General features: G+C 70.5%; 15 protein-coding genes. 9 read left to right on the forward strand and 6 right to left on the reverse strand.

Going from position 1 to position 15,355, the window contains the following annotated elements; genetic code table 11:
* Window positions 1-18 precede the first annotated feature (18 nt).
* The 4 genes from QQM72_RS01055 to QQM72_RS01070 all read left to right on the forward strand — a co-directional run bounded on the left by QQM72_RS01055 (window position 19) and on the right by QQM72_RS01070 (window position 3,528).
* Window positions 19-936, forward strand: a complete 918-nt coding sequence (locus tag QQM72_RS01055; protein WP_314218882.1) for a F0F1 ATP synthase subunit gamma — start codon at window positions 19-21, stop codon at window positions 934-936.
* On the forward strand, window positions 936-2,372 hold the full coding sequence (atpD, locus tag QQM72_RS01060) for a F0F1 ATP synthase subunit beta (RefSeq protein WP_314218883.1): 1,437 nt from the start codon (window positions 936-938) through the stop codon (window positions 2,370-2,372). Before QQM72_RS01055 ends, atpD begins: the two co-directional genes overlap by 1 nt.
* A gap of 192 nt (window positions 2,373-2,564) precedes the next feature.
* Complete coding sequence (locus QQM72_RS01065; RefSeq protein WP_057584029.1) at window positions 2,565-2,939, forward strand: F0F1 ATP synthase subunit epsilon; 375 nt, start codon at window positions 2,565-2,567, stop codon at window positions 2,937-2,939.
* Between the two features lie 142 nt (window positions 2,940-3,081).
* Window positions 3,082-3,528, forward strand: coding sequence for a DUF2550 domain-containing protein (locus QQM72_RS01070; RefSeq protein WP_020131174.1), 447 nt, complete (start codon window positions 3,082-3,084; stop codon window positions 3,526-3,528).
* A gap of 80 nt (window positions 3,529-3,608) precedes the next feature.
* Here QQM72_RS01070 and QQM72_RS01075 read toward each other — a convergent pair whose 3' ends face one another.
* The 3 genes from QQM72_RS01075 to QQM72_RS01085 form a co-directional block, all read right to left on the reverse strand.
* The gene (locus QQM72_RS01075) at window positions 3,609-5,432 is read right to left on the reverse strand and encodes a glycoside hydrolase family 18 chitinase (protein ID WP_314218884.1); all 1,824 of its coding nucleotides are present in this window, start codon (window positions 5,430-5,432) and stop codon (window positions 3,609-3,611) included.
* 113 nt (window positions 5,433-5,545) lie between these two features.
* Window positions 5,546-6,226 carry a response regulator transcription factor gene (locus QQM72_RS01080; protein ID WP_314218885.1) on the reverse strand — a complete coding sequence of 227 codons (681 nt, stop codon included), beginning with the start codon at window positions 6,224-6,226 and terminating at the stop codon, window positions 5,546-5,548.
* Window positions 6,223-7,416, reverse strand: coding sequence for a histidine kinase (locus QQM72_RS01085; protein ID WP_399075505.1), 1,194 nt, complete (start codon window positions 7,414-7,416; stop codon window positions 6,223-6,225). The genes QQM72_RS01080 and QQM72_RS01085 overlap by 4 nt, the downstream gene beginning before the upstream one ends.
* Before the next feature lie 144 nt (window positions 7,417-7,560).
* Between QQM72_RS01085 and QQM72_RS01090 the strand changes: the two genes are divergently transcribed.
* Window positions 7,561-8,166 (forward strand): hypothetical protein, encoded by a 606-nt coding sequence (locus QQM72_RS01090; RefSeq protein WP_314218887.1) that lies wholly within the window; start codon window positions 7,561-7,563, stop codon window positions 8,164-8,166.
* On the opposite strand, the gene QQM72_RS01095 is transcribed toward QQM72_RS01090, so the two are convergent.
* Window positions 8,163-8,735, reverse strand: coding sequence for a cob(I)yrinic acid a,c-diamide adenosyltransferase (locus QQM72_RS01095; RefSeq protein ID WP_314218888.1), 573 nt, complete (start codon window positions 8,733-8,735; stop codon window positions 8,163-8,165). The genes QQM72_RS01090 and QQM72_RS01095 overlap by 4 nt on opposite strands.
* Window positions 8,736-9,160: 425 nt before the next feature.
* On the opposite strand from QQM72_RS01095, the gene QQM72_RS01100 reads away from it, so the two are divergent.
* On the forward strand, window positions 9,161-9,484 hold the full coding sequence (locus tag QQM72_RS01100) for an STAS domain-containing protein (RefSeq protein WP_020131168.1): 324 nt from the start codon (window positions 9,161-9,163) through the stop codon (window positions 9,482-9,484).
* Between the two features lie 237 nt (window positions 9,485-9,721).
* Entirely contained in the window at window positions 9,722-12,295 is a 2,574-nt protein-coding gene (locus QQM72_RS01105) for an ATP-binding protein (RefSeq protein ID WP_314218889.1), read from the forward strand.
* Window positions 12,296-12,363: 68 nt separating this feature from the next.
* On the opposite strand, the gene nucS is transcribed toward QQM72_RS01105, so the two are convergent.
* Window positions 12,364-13,035 carry an endonuclease NucS gene (nucS, locus tag QQM72_RS01110; RefSeq protein ID WP_020131166.1) on the reverse strand — a complete coding sequence of 224 codons (672 nt, stop codon included), beginning with the start codon at window positions 13,033-13,035 and terminating at the stop codon, window positions 12,364-12,366.
* A 253-nt stretch (window positions 13,036-13,288) separates the two neighbouring features.
* On the opposite strand from nucS, the gene QQM72_RS01115 reads away from it, so the two are divergent.
* Window positions 13,289-13,681: an SCO5389 family protein gene (locus tag QQM72_RS01115; RefSeq protein ID WP_189919647.1), complete on the forward strand. Its 393-nt coding sequence runs from the start codon at window positions 13,289-13,291 to the stop codon at window positions 13,679-13,681.
* Between the two features lie 83 nt (window positions 13,682-13,764).
* Here QQM72_RS01115 and QQM72_RS01120 read toward each other — a convergent pair whose 3' ends face one another.
* Window positions 13,765-14,793 (reverse strand): LLM class flavin-dependent oxidoreductase, encoded by a 1,029-nt coding sequence (locus QQM72_RS01120; RefSeq protein WP_314218890.1) that lies wholly within the window; start codon window positions 14,791-14,793, stop codon window positions 13,765-13,767.
* Between the two features lie 222 nt (window positions 14,794-15,015).
* Between QQM72_RS01120 and QQM72_RS01125 the strand changes: the two genes are divergently transcribed.
* Window positions 15,016-15,348, forward strand: a complete 333-nt coding sequence (locus QQM72_RS01125) for a hypothetical protein (protein ID WP_020131163.1) — start codon at window positions 15,016-15,018, stop codon at window positions 15,346-15,348.
* Window positions 15,349-15,355 lie beyond the last annotated feature (7 nt).

The following is a 15,355-nucleotide window of genomic DNA, read 5'->3' on the forward strand; positions in this document are numbered from 1 at the left end:
AAGGAAGGGACCTGACTCATGGGAGCCCAGCTCCGGGTCTACAAGCGTCGCATCCGATCCGTCACCGCGACCAAGAAGATCACCAAGGCGATGGAGATGATCGCCGCCTCGCGTGTCGTCAAGGCACAGCGCAAGGTGGCGGCCTCCACGCCGTACGCGACCGAGCTCACCCGCGCGGTCACGGCGGTCGGTACCGGCTCGAACACGAAGCACCCGCTGACCACGCAGGCCGAGACGGTCGTGCGGTCCGCGGTGCTGCTCCTCACGAGCGACCGTGGTCTCGCCGGCGCCTTCAACTCCAACGCCATCAAGGCCGCGGAACAGCTGACGGCACGCCTCGAGGCCGAGGGCAAGCAGGTCGACACGTACATCGTCGGCCGGCGTGGTCTCGCGCACTACAACTTCCGTGAGCGCAAGGTCGTGGAGTCGTGGTCGGGCTTCACGGACGAGCCTTCGTACGCGGACGCCAAGAAGGTCGCGGGTCCGCTGATCGAGGCGATCGAGAAGGACACGGCCGAGGGCGGCGTGGATGAACTCCACATCGTCTTCACCGAGTTCGTCTCGATGATGACGCAGACGGCGCTCGATGACCGTCTGCTGCCGCTCAGCCTCGACGAGGTTGCCAAGGAGTCGGCGCCGAAGGGCGAGATCCTTCCGCTGTACGACTTCGAGCCCTCGGCGGAGGACGTCCTCGACGCCCTTCTGCCGCGGTATGTGGAGAGCCGCGTCTACAACGCTCTCCTCCAGTCGGCAGCCTCGAAGCACGCCGCCACGCGGCGCGCGATGAAGTCGGCCACCGACAACGCAGGAGAGCTCATCGAGACGCTCTCCCGCCTTGCCAACGCGGCCCGCCAGGCCGAAATCACCCAGGAAATCAGCGAGATCGTCGGTGGCTCCGCAGCCCTGGCCGACGCGACCGCGGGGAGTGACAGGTAATGACGACGACAGTTGAGACGGCCGTTGCCACGGGCCGCGTCGCCCGGGTCATCGGCCCGGTCGTCGACGTGGAATTCCCCGTCGACGCCATGCCGGAGATCTACAACGCCCTTCACGTCGAGGTGGCCGACCCGGCCCTCGCCGGCGAGAAGAAGACGCTGACCCTGGAGGTCGCCCAGCACCTGGGTGACGGCCTGGTCCGCACGATCTCGATGCAGCCCACCGACGGTCTGGTCCGCCAGGCCCCGGTCACCGACACCGGCACGGGCATCACCGTCCCGGTCGGCGACTTCACCAAGGGCAAGGTGTTCAACACCCTCGGTGAGGTGCTGAACGTCGACGAGAAGTACACGGGCGAGCGCTGGTCCATCCACCGCAAGGCCCCGAACTTCGACGAGCTCGAGTCGAAGACCGAGATGTTCGAGACCGGCGTCAAGGTCATCGACCTGCTGACCCCGTACGTCAAGGGCGGCAAGATCGGTCTGTTCGGTGGTGCCGGCGTCGGCAAGACGGTGCTCATCCAGGAGATGATCTACCGCGTCGCCAACAACCACGACGGCGTCTCCGTGTTCGCCGGTGTCGGTGAGCGCACCCGTGAGGGCAACGACCTCATCGAGGAGATGGCCGACTCGGGCGTCATCGACAAGACCGCCCTGGTCTTCGGCCAGATGGACGAGCCCCCGGGCACCCGTCTGCGCGTGGCCCTGGCCGGTCTGACCATGGCGGAGTACTTCCGCGATGTGCAGAAGCAGGACGTGCTGTTCTTCATCGACAACATCTTCCGCTTCACCCAGGCCGGTTCCGAGGTCTCGACCCTGCTCGGCCGGATGCCCTCCGCGGTGGGCTACCAGCCGAACCTGGCCGACGAGATGGGTCTCCTCCAGGAGCGCATCACCTCGACCCGTGGTCACTCGATCACCTCGATGCAGGCGATCTACGTCCCCGCGGACGACCTGACCGACCCGGCCCCGGCCACCACGTTCGCCCACCTCGACGCGACGACGGTTCTCTCCCGTCCGATCTCCGAGAAGGGCATCTACCCGGCCGTGGACCCGCTGGACTCCACGTCCCGCATCCTGGACCCCCGCTACATCGCGGCGGACCACTACAACACCGCGATGCGCGTCAAGACGGTCCTGCAGAAGTACAAGGACCTCCAGGACATCATCGCGATCCTCGGTATCGACGAGCTGGGCGAGGAGGACAAGCTCACCGTCCACCGTGCCCGTCGCGTGGAGCGCTTCCTGTCCCAGAACACCCACGTCGCCAAGCAGTTCACCGGCGTCGACGGGTCGGACGTCCCGCTGGACGAGTCGATCACCGCGTTCAACGCGATCATCGACGGCGAGTACGACCACTTCCCGGAGCAGGCGTTCTTCCTGTGCGGTGGCATTGAGGACCTCAAGGCCAACGCCAAGGAGCTCGGCGTTTCCTGAGCCTCGTGCTCTTGAAGAGGGGCGGGTGCGTCCCGCCCCTCTTCGTACGCCCACGCCGTATCTTCCGGGAGACACCCCCCGGACCCCCGGCAGAGTCCTGGGGCGGGACCCCGGCACTTTGGTGCTCGGAGCCCTACTAGACTTATACGCAACACCCGGCAGGAAAGCCGGGTGGTGACCCGAGGAGCCACCTTGGCTGCTGAGCTGCACGTCGCGCTGGTCGCGGCCGACCGAGAGGTCTGGTCCGGCGAGGCCACCCTGGTCGTCGCGCGCACCACGTCGGGCGACATCGGCGTCATGCCCGGTCACCAGCCGCTGCTCGGTGTGCTGGAGTCGGGCCCGGTGACCATCCGTACGAGTGATGGTGGAACGGTCGTCGCCGCGGTGCACGGCGGTTTCATCTCGTTCGCGGACAACAAGTTGTCGCTGCTGGCCGAGATCGCCGAGCTTTCGGACGAGATCGACGTCCAGCGCGTGGAGCGGGAACTCGAGCGCGCGAAGGCGGAGGGCGATGCCGCCGCCGAGCGTCGCGCGGACGTACGACTGCGTGCGGCGGCCTCGCGCTGAGCCAGCGTGTAACCGCTTGACGTCACTCAGCCGCGGTCGGCACCGGAGCAATCCGGAGCCGACCGCGGCTGAGGCAGATATGGATGTTTTTTCCGTTCCGTTACCTATTTTCGGTACCTAGGAGACGAGGAGGTCGGTGTCGATGGTCCTCGCTCTGACTGTGTGCGGAATCGTCGTGGCCCTGGTGGCGCTGGGGTTGTTCGTCTTCGGCCTGCGCCGCAGACTCATCCAGCGGTCCGGCGGCACCTTCGACTGTTCCCTGCGCTGGGACGTCTCCGAGAAACCGGACACGAGCGGAAAGGGCTGGAGCTACGGGGTCGCCCGCTACAACGGCGACCGCATCGAGTGGTACCGCGTCTTCTCGTACGCCTACCGCCCGCGCCGGGTGCTGGAGCGCGGTTCGATCGAGGTGGCCGGCCGTCGTCTTCCCGAGGGCGAGGAGGAGCTGGCGCTGCTGTCCGACGCGGTGATCCTCACCTGTGTGCACCGGGGCACGCGTCTCGAACTCGCGATGAGCGAAGACGCGCTGACCGGTTTTCTTGCGTGGCTCGAGGCGGCCCCGCCCGGACAGCGAGTGAATGTGGCGTAACCGCATTCACTCTCCCCCAGACGAAGTGAAGTCTGGAGGAGAGTCAACGTGGATGGATCACGCGGACTTTTCTACGACGGTTACGACAGTCCGCTGTTGATGGCGCTCACCAGCTCGCCGTTGCTGGTGTCTCCGCTGAACTCCCAGAAGAACGCGCCGCCCAGACCCTGGTTCTTGGCCCAGGTCATCTTGCCGGCGATGGTGGCCGGGGTGTCGTACGACCACCAGTTGTTGCCGCAGTAGGCGTATGCCGTGCCGGCGATGGTGCCGTTGGTTGGGCAGGACGTCTTGAGGACCTTGTAGTCCTCGATGCCCTGCTCGTAGGTGCCGGCCGCGGGACCGGTCGCCGTGCCGCCGGGTGCCGCCTGGGTGACTCCGGTCCAGCCGCGCCCGTAGAAGCCGATGCCGACGAGGAGCTTGCTCGCGGCCACTCCCTTCGACTTGAACTTGGCGATCGCGTCGGCCGTGGTGAACCCGGTCTGCGGGATGCCGCTGTACGTGGTGAGCGGGGAGTGCGGGGCGGTCGGGCCGTCCGCGTCGAACGCGCCGAAGAAGTCGTACGTCATCACGTTGTACCAGTCGACGTACTGTGCGGCGCCCGCGTAGTCGGCGGCGTCGACCTTGCCGCCTGAGGTGCCGTCGGCGGTGGTGGCCGCGGTGACCAGGTTGCCCGTGCCGAACTTGGCGCGCAGGGCCTGCATCAGGTTCTTGTAGGCCGCCGCCCCGCTGGTGTCGCAGGACAGACCGCAGGCGTTCGGGTACTCCCAGTCGATGTCGATGCCGTCGAAGACGTCGGCCCAGCGCGGGTCCTCGACCAGGTTGTAGCAGGACTGCGCGAACGCCGCCGGGTTGGCCGCGGCCTGGGCGAAGCCGCCGGACCAGGTCCAGCCGCCGAAGGACCAGAGCACCTTGATGTTCGGGTACTTGGCCTTCAGCTGGCGCAGCTGGTTGAAGTTGCCGCGCAGCGGCTGGTCCCACGTGTCGGCGACGCCGCTGACCGACTGGTCCGCGGTGAAGGCCTTGTCGTAGTCGGCGTAGGAGTCGCCGATCGCGCACTGGCCGCCTGTCACGTTGCCGAACGCGTAGTTGATGTGCGTGATCTTCGCGGCCGAACCGGACGTCACCAGGTTCTTGACGTTGTAGTTGCGGCCGTAGATGCCCCACTCGGTGAAGTAGCCGAGCTTGACCTTGGAACCGGTGGTCGGGGGAGTGGTGCCGCCGCCCGTGGTGTGGACCGCGACCGCGCCGCTGACCGGGCCGGTCTGCTCGGCGGTGTCACGGGCCTGGACGGTGTAGGAGTAGTCGGTGCCGGCCGTCAGACCGCTGTCCGTGTACGAGGTCGTCGTGACCGTGGCGACCTTGGCGCCGTCGCGCAGGACGTCGTAGTTCTTGACGCCCTTGTCGTCGGTGGCGGCGGACCAGGTCAGCTTCACCGAGGTGTCGGTGAGGGCGGAGGCGGTCGGGGTGCCCGGGGCGGACGGGGAGGCGTCGCCCGGGACCGTGGTGCCGTCACAACTGTCGCCGTTGAGCTTGCAGTTGGACGGGGAGCCGGCGCCCGCGCCGTTGAAGCCGAAGGAGACGGAGGCGCCCGCGGCGAGGGTGCCGTTCCAGGACTTGTTCTTGGCGGTCCAGTGGGTGCCGGCGGACGTGACGTCGGCGTCCCAGGCGGAGGTGACGGAGGTGCCGGAGGGGAAGTCCCACTCGACCGTCCATGAACTGATGGCGGTGGTGCCGGTGTTCTTCACCGTCCACTTGCCCTCGAAGCCGGTGCCCCAGTCCGATGCCTTGGTATAGGTGGCGGTGGCGGTCGTGGCGGCCTGAGCGGGGCTCGCGAGGCCGACCAGGCCGGCCAGCGGGAGCAGCAGCGTCGCGAACCCTGCCGCGGCTCTGTGTCTGAAGCGCATCCTGCGCCTCCTCGGGGGGAGTCGGGGGGCGTGACTGAGCCTTCACGCCCACGGTGCCGCGAGAATAGAAAGGTCTGGACCACAGGTCAATAGGTCTGGACCACTGCGGCCCGCTAAACCTCCGGAGCCCCCTCGGATCCCGCCCGGATCCCCAACTCCTGCGCCAACACAGCCGCTTGCACCCGACTGCGTAGCTCCAGCTTCCCCAGCAGACGGCTGACGTGCGTCTTCACCGTCGCCTCCGCCATGTCGAGGCGCCCGGCGACACCCGCGTTGGACAGCCCCTCGCCCAGACAGGCCAGCACCTCGCGCTCGCGCCGGGTGAGGGCGTCCAGAACGGCGGGGTCGGCCTTCGGCGCCCGCGCCGGCTTCGCGGCGAACTCGGCGATCAGCCGGCGGGTCACCGCGGGAGCGATCAGCCCCTCCCCGGCCGCCACGGTACGGACCGCCGCCAGGAGATCCCCGGCCTCCGTGTTCTTCAGCAGGAACCCCGCCGCACCCGCCCGCAGCGCCCCGAACACGTACTCGTCGAGGTCGAAGGTGGTCAGCACCAGCACGTCCGCGAGCCCCTCCTCGACGACCTTCCGGGTCGCCGACACCCCGTCGAGACGCGGCATCTGAACGTCCATCAGGACCAGGTCGGGCCGCAACTCCCGGGCCAGCGCCACCGCCTGTTCCCCGTCCGCCGCCTCGCCCACCACCTCGATGTCGGACGCGCTGCCCAGGATCAGGACGAGCCCGGCGCGTACGGCGGACTGGTCCTCGGCGACGAGGACCCGGATGGCGGAGCTCATACGGGCTCTCCTTCGGTGCGGGGGAACGTGGCACGCACCGTCCAGTACGAGTCCTGCGGCCCGGCGTCGAACGTGCCGTCCAGCAGCGCCGCGCGCTCCCGCATGCCGACGAGCCCGGCGCCGGAGCCAGGGGCGCGGGGCCCGTCCCGATGGCCGTACGGACTGCGTACCCGCACGTCGAGCACCCCGTCGCGCCGGGTGAGGGCGACGCTGACCCGGCCGGGGCAGGCGTGCTTGAGCGCGTTGGTCAGCGACTCCTGGACGATCCGGTAGGCGGCGAGTTCGACGGGGGCCGGCACCGCACCGGGCTCGCGGTCGAGGGTGACGTCGAGACCATTGGCGCGGGCACCGTCGACCAGGGCCTCCAGGCCGTCCAGGGTGGGAGCCGCGGCGGGCTCGCGGTCCCCGCTGCCGTCGCGCAGGATCCCGATCAGTCGCCGCATCTCCGCCAGCCCCTCGACGCTGTTCTCGCGGATGACCGACAGCGCCTGCCGGGAGGTGTCCGGGTCGTCGATCGAGAGCGCCGCCGTCGAGTGGATCGCGATCGCGGACAGGTGGTTGGCGACCATGTCGTGCAACTCCCTTGCCATCCGAGCCCGTTCTGTCGTGACGGCCTGGGTGCGGTCCATCTCGGCGAGCAGCGCGGTCTGTTCCGCCCGCAGCCGGGCCGCCTCGGCCGCGTCGCGGTGGTTGCGCACGATCCAGCCGGTGGCGGCGGGCGCGTAGGCCACGATGCCGACCACCACCCCGATGAGCAGGGCCTCGGGCACCCGCCACACCGCGAAGGGCACCAGCGTCCCGGCCACCGTCAGCAGTCCGGTGATCCACTGGATCCGGCGGGCCGACGCGAGCGGGCCGTACAGGACGGCCGCGTACATCAGGTCGGTGTACATCAGCACCGTGAACAGGTTGCCCTGGGTCAGGGTGTCCAGGACGATCGCGGCCGTGCCGGTCAGCAGGGCCGTGCGCGGCGCGACCCTGCGCAGCACCTCACAGCCGGCCATCACGCAGAGCGGCACCAGGACCGGCCAGGGGCCGTCGAGGAGCGTGATCGGATCGTCGGACGGCCGGGTGCCCAGGCCGATGGCGACCAACAGCAGCCCGCCGAGCAGCCCGCCGACCGCGATGTACACGTCGAAGCGGTGCGGGCGGTGCGGGCGGCGCAGGTCTCGGACGGCCATGTCCTCCATCCAACACGCCTCGTCTCCCGTCCGCCTGCTTCCCGGGAACGGTCCCGAACTGCATCTTTCGATGTACCGCGAGTTCGTCACCCACGACGACGAGACGCGCTCTCCCGGCCGGGAGCCTGGAAGGGGGAGCGAGAGGAGTGAACCGTGATCGTCGCACTGATCATCGCCTGCGAGGTGGCCTTCTGGGTGCTGCTGGCCGCCGGACTGGCCTTCCGGTACGTGTTCCGGATGCCGCGTCTGGGGCTGGCCCTGCTGCTGTGCGAGCCGCTCCTGGAGGTCGTCCTGTTCGTGGTGAGCGCGATCGACCTCAGGAACGGCGCCGAGCCGGACTGGCGGCACGGCCTCGCCGCGGTGTACATCGGCTTCACCGTGGGCCTCGGCCACTCCACCGTCAGGTGGGCGGACGCCCGGGTCGCCCACCGGTTCGCCGGCGGCCCGCCGCCCGCGCGGCCGCCGAAGTACGGCAGGGCCCGCGCCGTCCACGAATGGAAGGTCGCGGGCCGCTGGATCCTCGCCGCACTGGTCGCCGTGGCACTGCTTCAGGCGGCCGCCTGGTACGTGGGCGGGGACGGCGAGGCCCGATCGTTGCGGGCGTGGCAGCTGCGGATGACGTGGGTGATCGGCATCAACCTCGTCATCGCCGGGAGCTACACCCTGTTCCCGAAGTCCGGACCGGGGTCCGGACCGAAGTCCGGACCGGACGGCGGATCGGACGGCGGATCGGAGCGGGAACCGGCCAAGATGAGCTAGCGCTCCCCGCCCGGCACCCAGAGCACGTCGCCGACCGCCTTGTTGGCGGTGCGGGCCAGGATGAACAGCAGATCCGAGAGCCGGTTGAGGTAGGTCGCGGTGAGCGGGTTCATCCGCTCACCGTGCGCCTCCAGCGCCGCCCAGGTGGAGCGTTCGGCCCGCCGGACGACCGTGCAGGCCTGGTGGAGCAGGGCCGCGCCCGGGGTGCCGCCGGGCAGGATGAACGACCGCAGCTTCTCCAGCCGCTCGTTGAACCTGTCGCAGTCCGCCTCCAGACGGTCGACGTAGAACTGCTCGACCCGCAGGGGCGGGAACTCCGGGTTCTCCACCACCGGTGTCGACAGGTCCGCGCCCACGTCGAACAGGTCGTTCTGGACCCGGGTGAGCACCCCGCCGAGCTCCTCGTCCAGTCCACCCAGCGCGAGCGCCGTGCCGAGCGCCGCGTTCGCCTCGTTGACGTCGGCGTACGCGGCGATCCGCAGGTCGGTCTTGGCGACCCGGCTCATGTCGCCGAGAGCGGTGGTGCCCTGGTCGCCGGTCCTCGTGTAGATGCGCGTCAGATTGACCATGCGGCCAATCTAGACCGTCCCGGAGGATCCGTTCCGTTCCCTTCGTCACTCCTGTCGGCGCCCGGCCAGTTCCGGTCCAATCGGCGTGAATCGGACAGTAATTGACGACGTGACCGGCGTCTCACGCCCTGAGACGTGAGCCGCGTTACTAACCGGTCACACAGCGCCTCACGCCCGCTAATCTCCCGCCGAGAGGCATGCGGAGCGGCTGCGCCGGATGGTTGACGCCGGTGACATCGGACGCCTGAGCGGGCAGGGCTTCTACAGGCACCGAAACCGCACAGGCCCCATGGGCCTCACCCCTGCGAGTGAATTCGGTATCGGTTCGCTCACAGACGGCAACCTCCGGCCGCTTCCCGCAGTCAGAGGATGCAACACCGGACACCACCACCGCGGAGCACGAGACGCACGCTTAGGGGAGCGCTATGCACATCAGGGGCGACCACGTAGAGCTGGTCGTCGGGGGTCGTCTCGACGTTCGCAGCGCGGCGGATGCCCGTACGGCTCTGCACACTGCCGTGGACGACGGAGTCGGCGACCTGGTGCTCGACCTGTCCGAGCTGGACTCGTGGGACGCCACCGGACTCGGCGTCATCATGGGCGTCCACCGAAGGGCCGGCCGGTGCGGCCGCCGCCTGGTGCTGCGCGGGGTGCCTCCGCAGATGCAACGCCTGCTGGTGGCCACCCGACTGCACCGGATCCTCGCGATCGAGGGCGGTATCGGAGTGGAGTCCCTGCCCCGGGTCTGACCCCCGAGGGGGCGTGGCCTGCGGCGGGAAACATACGACGGGCGCAATCCTCACGAGACTGTGACGGTTCGGGCGGCCCGGCACCCCGGTCTGTCGTAGATACTGTGCGAAGGTTTACGGTTCGTCTGCCCGCCGCTCTCAGCCCTCGAGCGGGCACCGGACCAGAAGCGACAGCGCAGTGTGCAGCAAGGCCGGGAGGGGCTACCGCCACACGACGCTTTTGGGGGGCTTGAACCCATGGACCCGAACACCCGGGGACCCGAGGAGTACGGCCAGGACGGTGGGGGCACCTCCCAGTCGAGTGAATTCGAGACCGGGGGAGGCGGCACGCCGCGCCCGCGCCCGTCCAGGGATCCCCTCACACCCGAGTTCGGCCAGCACGCGCCGGCCCTGGCCCGCACCGTGCGGCTCGTCGCGGGCGAACACCTGCTCACGGTCAATCCGGTCGACGGCAGCGAGATAGAACTCCGCCCGCCTGGGGCCCCCTCCCGCTCGAGCGCAGCCGAGAGTGGGGGAGAGATACCGGAGCGCCCCGCCAAGCGCACCGCGGAGCAGCGTGCCGAGGCCGAGCGCGCCGCCCGGCCGCCGGCCCCCGCCGGAACCGCCCGGCCCGCCCAGCCGCTGCTGGGCCGCCAGGACGAACGCGAACAGCTGGTCCGGCTGCTGGCCCGCGGCCGCTCCGTCCGCCTCACCGGCCCGCCCGGCTCCGGCCGCACCAGCCTGCTCGACCTCGTCGCCGAGGACTGCGAGGACCTCGCCCCCGACGGGGTCGTCCGCCTCACCGGCTTCCGCCGCACCTCGGCCGACCTCCTGCACGACCTCTTCCACGCCGTCTACGACGCCCCCCTGTACCGCCCCGACAGCGACGACCTGAGTGCGCTGGTCCGCGAGATCGGCGCGGTCGTCGTGGTCGACGACCTCGAACTCGGCGGCGCCGCCCTCGACGAACTCCTGGACGCGACGCCCGAGTGCGCCTTCCTGCTCGGCGCGACCCCGGCCACTCCGCTGCCCTCCGCGGAGTCCGCCGTCGAGGAGGTCGTCCTCACCGGGCTGGACCGCGCGGGCGGTGTCGAGGTGATCGAGCACGCCGTCGGCCGCGTCCTCACCGAGGAGGAGGCCAACTGGGCCGGCGACCTGTGGTTCGAGTCCGAGGGCCTGCCGCTGCGGTTCGTCCAGGCCGGCGCCCTGCTCTCGCAGCGCGACCAGCTGCGGGCCGGCGCCGACGCGGTCGACGTGTTCGGTGTCTTCGAGGACGCCCGGCCGCTCGCCGACGCCGTCGACGGCCTCGCCGGAGCCGGCGAGGCCGAGGAGATACCCCTGCCCTCGCTCGGCGAGGCCGCCGCGCCCGCGCCGCTGCTCGCCGCCCGCCTCAGCGCCTCCGCCCGCGCGACGCTGCGCTTCGCCGTCGCCCTGGACGGTGAGGTCCCGCACCAGGCGCACCTGCCCGCCCTGGTCGGCGACACCCACGCCGACGCCGCCCTCGGCGAACTGGCCGCCTGCGGACTCGTCTCCCCGGTCGGCACCCGCTACCGGCTCGCCGCCGGCGTCCAGACCCAGCTCGAGGCCGCCGGATACGCCGACGACGTCGAGACCCGCGCCCACTCCGCCGCCCAGCACTACGCCTGGTGGGCCGGACATCCCTCGGTCACACCCGAGCGGGTCTGCGCGGAGGCCGACGCCGTCCTCGCCGCCCTCGTCGTGATCGTCCCCACGACGACCCGAACCGGCGAGGACGAGGAGTCCACCGCCGTGCAGCTCGCCCGCGCCGCCGCGCCCGCCTTCGCCGCGGGCCTGCGCTGGAGCGCCTGGGAGAGCAGCCTGCACGAGGGCGCCGAGGCCGCCCGGCTCGCCGGGGAGTCCGCCGACCGGGCCTACTTCCACCACGAGATGGGCGTCCTCGCCCTCTGCGGCGGAGACCTCGACCGGGCCCGCTCCGAGCTGGAGGCCTCCCTCGCCCTGCGCGGGGCGATCGCCGACAAGCGCGGGACCGTCGCCGGCCGCCGTGCCCTCGCCCTGGTCACCGACCGCTCCGGGGACCTACCCGGCCTCGCGGCGGCGACGGCGGGCGAGGAGGTGCCCGACGCCCGCCACGAGGAGTCGGCGTCCCCGCCGCGGGGCATCCAGGCGGTGCTCCCGACCTACCCGCCGGAGGCCGAGACCGTCGTAGCCCGCCGTGGGCCCGCCGGGCCGCCGACCCGTCACAACCGCGGCGGCCTGAGGAGCCTGGCCAAGCGCAACCTGGTCGCGGCCGGCGCCGGCGCGCTGCTCGTCGCCGTCCTCGGCACGGTCGTGACGCTCGGCGCGACCTCCAACAACGACGCCAACGACCCCTCCGACCGGGTCGGCGTCAACCCGTCCGCCAGTACCGGCCTGGACGACGGCGGCCTGGACTCCGACACCCCGGGCGACGACAGCGGTTCCGCGGACACGGGCGAGGCGACCAGCAGGCCGACGGACCCGGGCCCGGACGGAACGATGGGCACCTCGGACGACCCCTCCCCCACGGGGGAGGCGGAGCCTTCGTCGGAGGCGAGCAGTTCCCACGGGTCGGGGGGCGGCGGGTCGTCCCCGACGCCGACCTCGAAGCCGTCGTCGAGCACGAGTCCGAAGCCCTCGTCATCACCGTCGTCGTCGCCGAGTGCGTCCAGCTCGCCGAGCACGACGCCTCCGACCGAGAGCCCCGACCCGACCGGCGGAACCCCCAGCGGAGACCCGTCCACCGGGACCTCGGCCAGCGGTACGACATCGAGTGCCCCGGTGTCGCCGAGCAGGGCGGACAGCACGCCCTCCGCCTCGGACTCGGTGATCTGAGCCTCAAGGCACAGGTGAAGGCCGGGTTCCTCCAGGAACCCGGCCTTCTCGTCGTACGGGTGGGTGGGTCAGAACAGCCGCAGCTTGTCGTCCTCGATGCCCCGCATCGCGTTGTAGTCCAGGACCTGGCAGCCGATGCCGCGATCCGTGGCGAGCACGCGGGCCTGGGGCTTGATCTCCTGGGCCGCGAAGACACCACGCACCGGGGCGAGGTGCGGGTCGCGGTTCAACAGCTCCAGATAGCGCGTGAGTTGCTCGACGCCGTCGATCTCGCCGCGTCGCTTGATCTCCACCGCGACGGTCTGCCCCTCCGCGTCCCGGCACAGGATGTCGACCGGGCCGATGGCGGTCATGTACTCGCGGCGGATGAGGGTGTAGCCCTCGCCGAGGGTCTCGATGCGGTCGGCGAGGAGCTCCTGAAGGTGCGCTTCCACGCCGTCCTTGATCAGGCCGGGATCGACGCCGAGTTCGTGCGAAGAATCGTGGAGGATCTCCTCCATCGTGATGATGAGCTTCTCTCCGCCCTTGTTGACGACGGTCCAGACGCCTTCCTCGTCGCCCGCGCCCTCCTTCAGCGTGCAGGGCGGCGACATCCAGTTCAGGGGCTTGTAGGCCCGGTCGTCCGCGTGGATCGAGACGCTGCCGTCCGCCTTCACCAGGATGAGACGGGGCGCGGAGGGGAGGTGGGCGGTGAGCCGGCCGGCGTAGTCCACGGAGCACCGGGCGATGACGAGACGCATGGTGCACAACGCTATCCGACGCCCCACCTGGCACGCGATTCGCCCTGGTAACTGGTCGTTCGACAGTGGCCGATTGTGTGCCTACTCGGAGTTCCCTATGTGCCCATTCTCCTGGTGCGGTCACGGTCCGTTGCCTACCGTAGTGAACGGGAGGTCGCGATGCGTGTACTCAGCGTGTGCGGTGTTTCGGCATGCGAACTCCCTTTCCCTGTCCGGCAACCCCTGATGTTCCGGGGGTGCGAGAGGAGTACCCATGTCGCTCGACGTCTCACCGGCCCTACTCGAACAGGCCGAGCGAGGCGAGGTCGACGAAGCAGAATTCGTCGACTGCGTCCGGACCTCCCTGCCCTACGCATGGGAGATGGTCAGCTCCCTGGTGGCCCAGCTGAAGGTGGACGGCGCAGACTTCGCCGACAACCAGACGCCCCCGCCGGACGAGCAGGCACGCGGGCAGTTGCTGCGCGCGCTCGCGAGTGACGCCATACGCGGCGCGCTGCAGCGGCACTTCGGTGTGCGGCTGGCCTTCCAGAACTGCCACCGGGTGGCGGTGTTCCCGTTGGAGCCGGCTGTCGACGAGAAGCTCGCCCGATTCACCTCGGTCCGCAGCCAGGTGCTGAACCAGTCCCCGGAATTCCGGGACTGCTGACACGTGAGCCTGTTGCTTGCCGCTCCTGACGCGGGAGGTTCCATCAGTACGGGAGCGGCAAGCCTCGCGGCCGGCTGGGCTGTTCACCGGAGGTGGGGGAGCACCTCCGAGCCCAGCCGCCGTACGTTCTCCTCGGTGGCCGCCAGGTCTCCGGAACCCTCGACCAGCAGGGCGAAACGCGAGATGCCGGTCCGCTCGCCGGTCGCCGCGAGACGGTCGGCGCACAGCCGCGGGGTGCCCACCGGGTGCAGCCCGCAGAGCAGTTCGGTGTATGCCACCGGGTCCCGCATGGAGCGGGCCCGGCCGTCCACCGTCACATGGGCGTCGAGCCCCTGCCGCAGCCAGCCCGGCATCGCCTTCACCAGGGTCTCCACCGCGTCCGTGCGCCGGTCCGCGATCTGGCAGACGCCCGCCGAGACATGCGCCGCGCCCCTGATCTCGTCCCCGGACCGCCCGGCCGCGCGCGCGTACTGCCGCCACGCGGCGACCATCCCGGCCTTCTCCTCGTCCCCCACGTGCATGCCGAGGAGCATCGGCAGCCCGCGCTCGGCGGCCAGCCGTACGCTCGCCGGCGAGGTGCACGCGACGACGACCTCCGGGCCCGACGCGTTCGTCAGCGCCTCCGACGGCCTGGGGACGACGGGTACTTCGCGGAAGCGGAACCGCTCGCCGTCGGCCCCCACCGAGGGCTCGCGCAGCCAGCGCACCAGCAGATCGAGTGATTCCGGGAACCCCCGTTCGTACGCCTCCAGGCCCGCGCCGAACACCTCCAGGTCGACCCACGGGCCGCCGCGCCCCACGCCCAGCGAGAAGCGGCCGCCGCTCGTCAGGTGCAGCAGCGCGGCCTGCTCACCCAGGGCGACGGGGTGGACGGTGGGCAGTACGCTGACCGCCGTGCCCACCCGGATACGGCGGGTGCGGCCCAGCAGCAGCGCGGCGAGCGTGACCGCCGACGGGCACGTGCCGTACGGAACGAAGTGGTGCTCGGCCAGCCAGACCGAGTCGAGGCCCGCCTCCTCGGCCACCTCGGCCGAGCGGACCGCGCGGTGCAGCGCCTCTCCCTGACCCTGGCCGGGGAACTGGGCTCCCAACACGAAACTTCCAACGCGCATGGACTTTCCTGCTTCCTTGGCTCCGACACGGAGCTCCCCCACCCGGCATAACCGTCTGACACGTGCCGAGGACACGGCCTGGCGGAGAGATTTGCGGATTGTCTGGAGAATGGGACGTCGGGGAGGGCGACTTGTACGGCTCGCTGCCCTACGGGTACCCGCGCGCACGCCGCGTAGGCTGGACGGCAATCCTGCTCCCTGTATAGCCCCGTGAGGTGTCCCGTGTCCCCGCGTCGCAACCGCCCCAAGGGTGAGGGCTCGTCCGGCCAGAGTGCCGAGGACGACCGCGCGAGCCGCTACGGCGGCTGGCAGTCGGGGGAGAGCTGGCAGGGCGAGCAGTGGAGTGTGCGGCACGTGGCCGGCGCGAGCGCCCAGGGCAAGGCGTACCGGTGCCCGGGCTGCGACCAGCTGATCCCCGACGGTGTGCCGCATGTCGTCGTCTGGCCCGAGCACGCGGGCGTGGACGACCGACGGCACTGGCACAAGGCGTGCTGGAACGCACGGGACCGCCGCACCCCGGGGGTGCGGCGGTCCCGTAACGCGCCGAAGTTCTAGCGGTCGT

The sequence above is a fragment of the Streptomyces zaehneri genome, from assembly GCF_032248645.1.
In the GTDB taxonomy this organism is placed as follows: Bacteria; Actinomycetota; Actinomycetes; order Streptomycetales; family Streptomycetaceae; genus Streptomyces; species Streptomyces coriariae.

Bases quoted from the DNA above. Each gene is read 5' to 3' on its own strand.
- QQM72_RS01055 (WP_314218882.1), top strand. From the start codon at position 19: ATGGGAGCCCAGCTCCGGGTCTACAAGCGTCGCATCCGATCCGTCACC.
- atpD (WP_314218883.1), top strand. From the start codon at position 936: ATGACGACGACAGTTGAGACGGCCGTTGCCACGGGCCGCGTCGCCCGG.
- QQM72_RS01070 (WP_020131174.1), top strand. From the start codon at position 3,082: ATGGTCCTCGCTCTGACTGTGTGCGGAATCGTCGTGGCCCTGGTGGCG.
- QQM72_RS01075 (WP_314218884.1), bottom strand. From the start codon at position 5,432: ATGCGCTTCAGACACAGAGCCGCGGCAGGGTTCGCGACGCTGCTGCTC.
- QQM72_RS01080 (WP_314218885.1), bottom strand. From the start codon at position 6,226: ATGAGCTCCGCCATCCGGGTCCTCGTCGCCGAGGACCAGTCCGCCGTA.
- QQM72_RS01085 (WP_399075505.1), bottom strand. From the start codon at position 7,416: ATGGAGGACATGGCCGTCCGAGACCTGCGCCGCCCGCACCGCCCGCAC.
- QQM72_RS01095 (WP_314218888.1), bottom strand. From the start codon at position 8,735: ATGGTCAATCTGACGCGCATCTACACGAGGACCGGCGACCAGGGCACC.
- QQM72_RS01100 (WP_020131168.1), top strand. From the start codon at position 9,161: ATGCACATCAGGGGCGACCACGTAGAGCTGGTCGTCGGGGGTCGTCTC.
- QQM72_RS01105 (WP_314218889.1), top strand. From the start codon at position 9,722: ATGGACCCGAACACCCGGGGACCCGAGGAGTACGGCCAGGACGGTGGG.
- nucS (WP_020131166.1), bottom strand. From the start codon at position 13,035: ATGCGTCTCGTCATCGCCCGGTGCTCCGTGGACTACGCCGGCCGGCTC.
- QQM72_RS01115 (WP_189919647.1), top strand. From the start codon at position 13,289: ATGTCGCTCGACGTCTCACCGGCCCTACTCGAACAGGCCGAGCGAGGC.
- QQM72_RS01120 (WP_314218890.1), bottom strand. From the start codon at position 14,793: ATGCGCGTTGGAAGTTTCGTGTTGGGAGCCCAGTTCCCCGGCCAGGGT.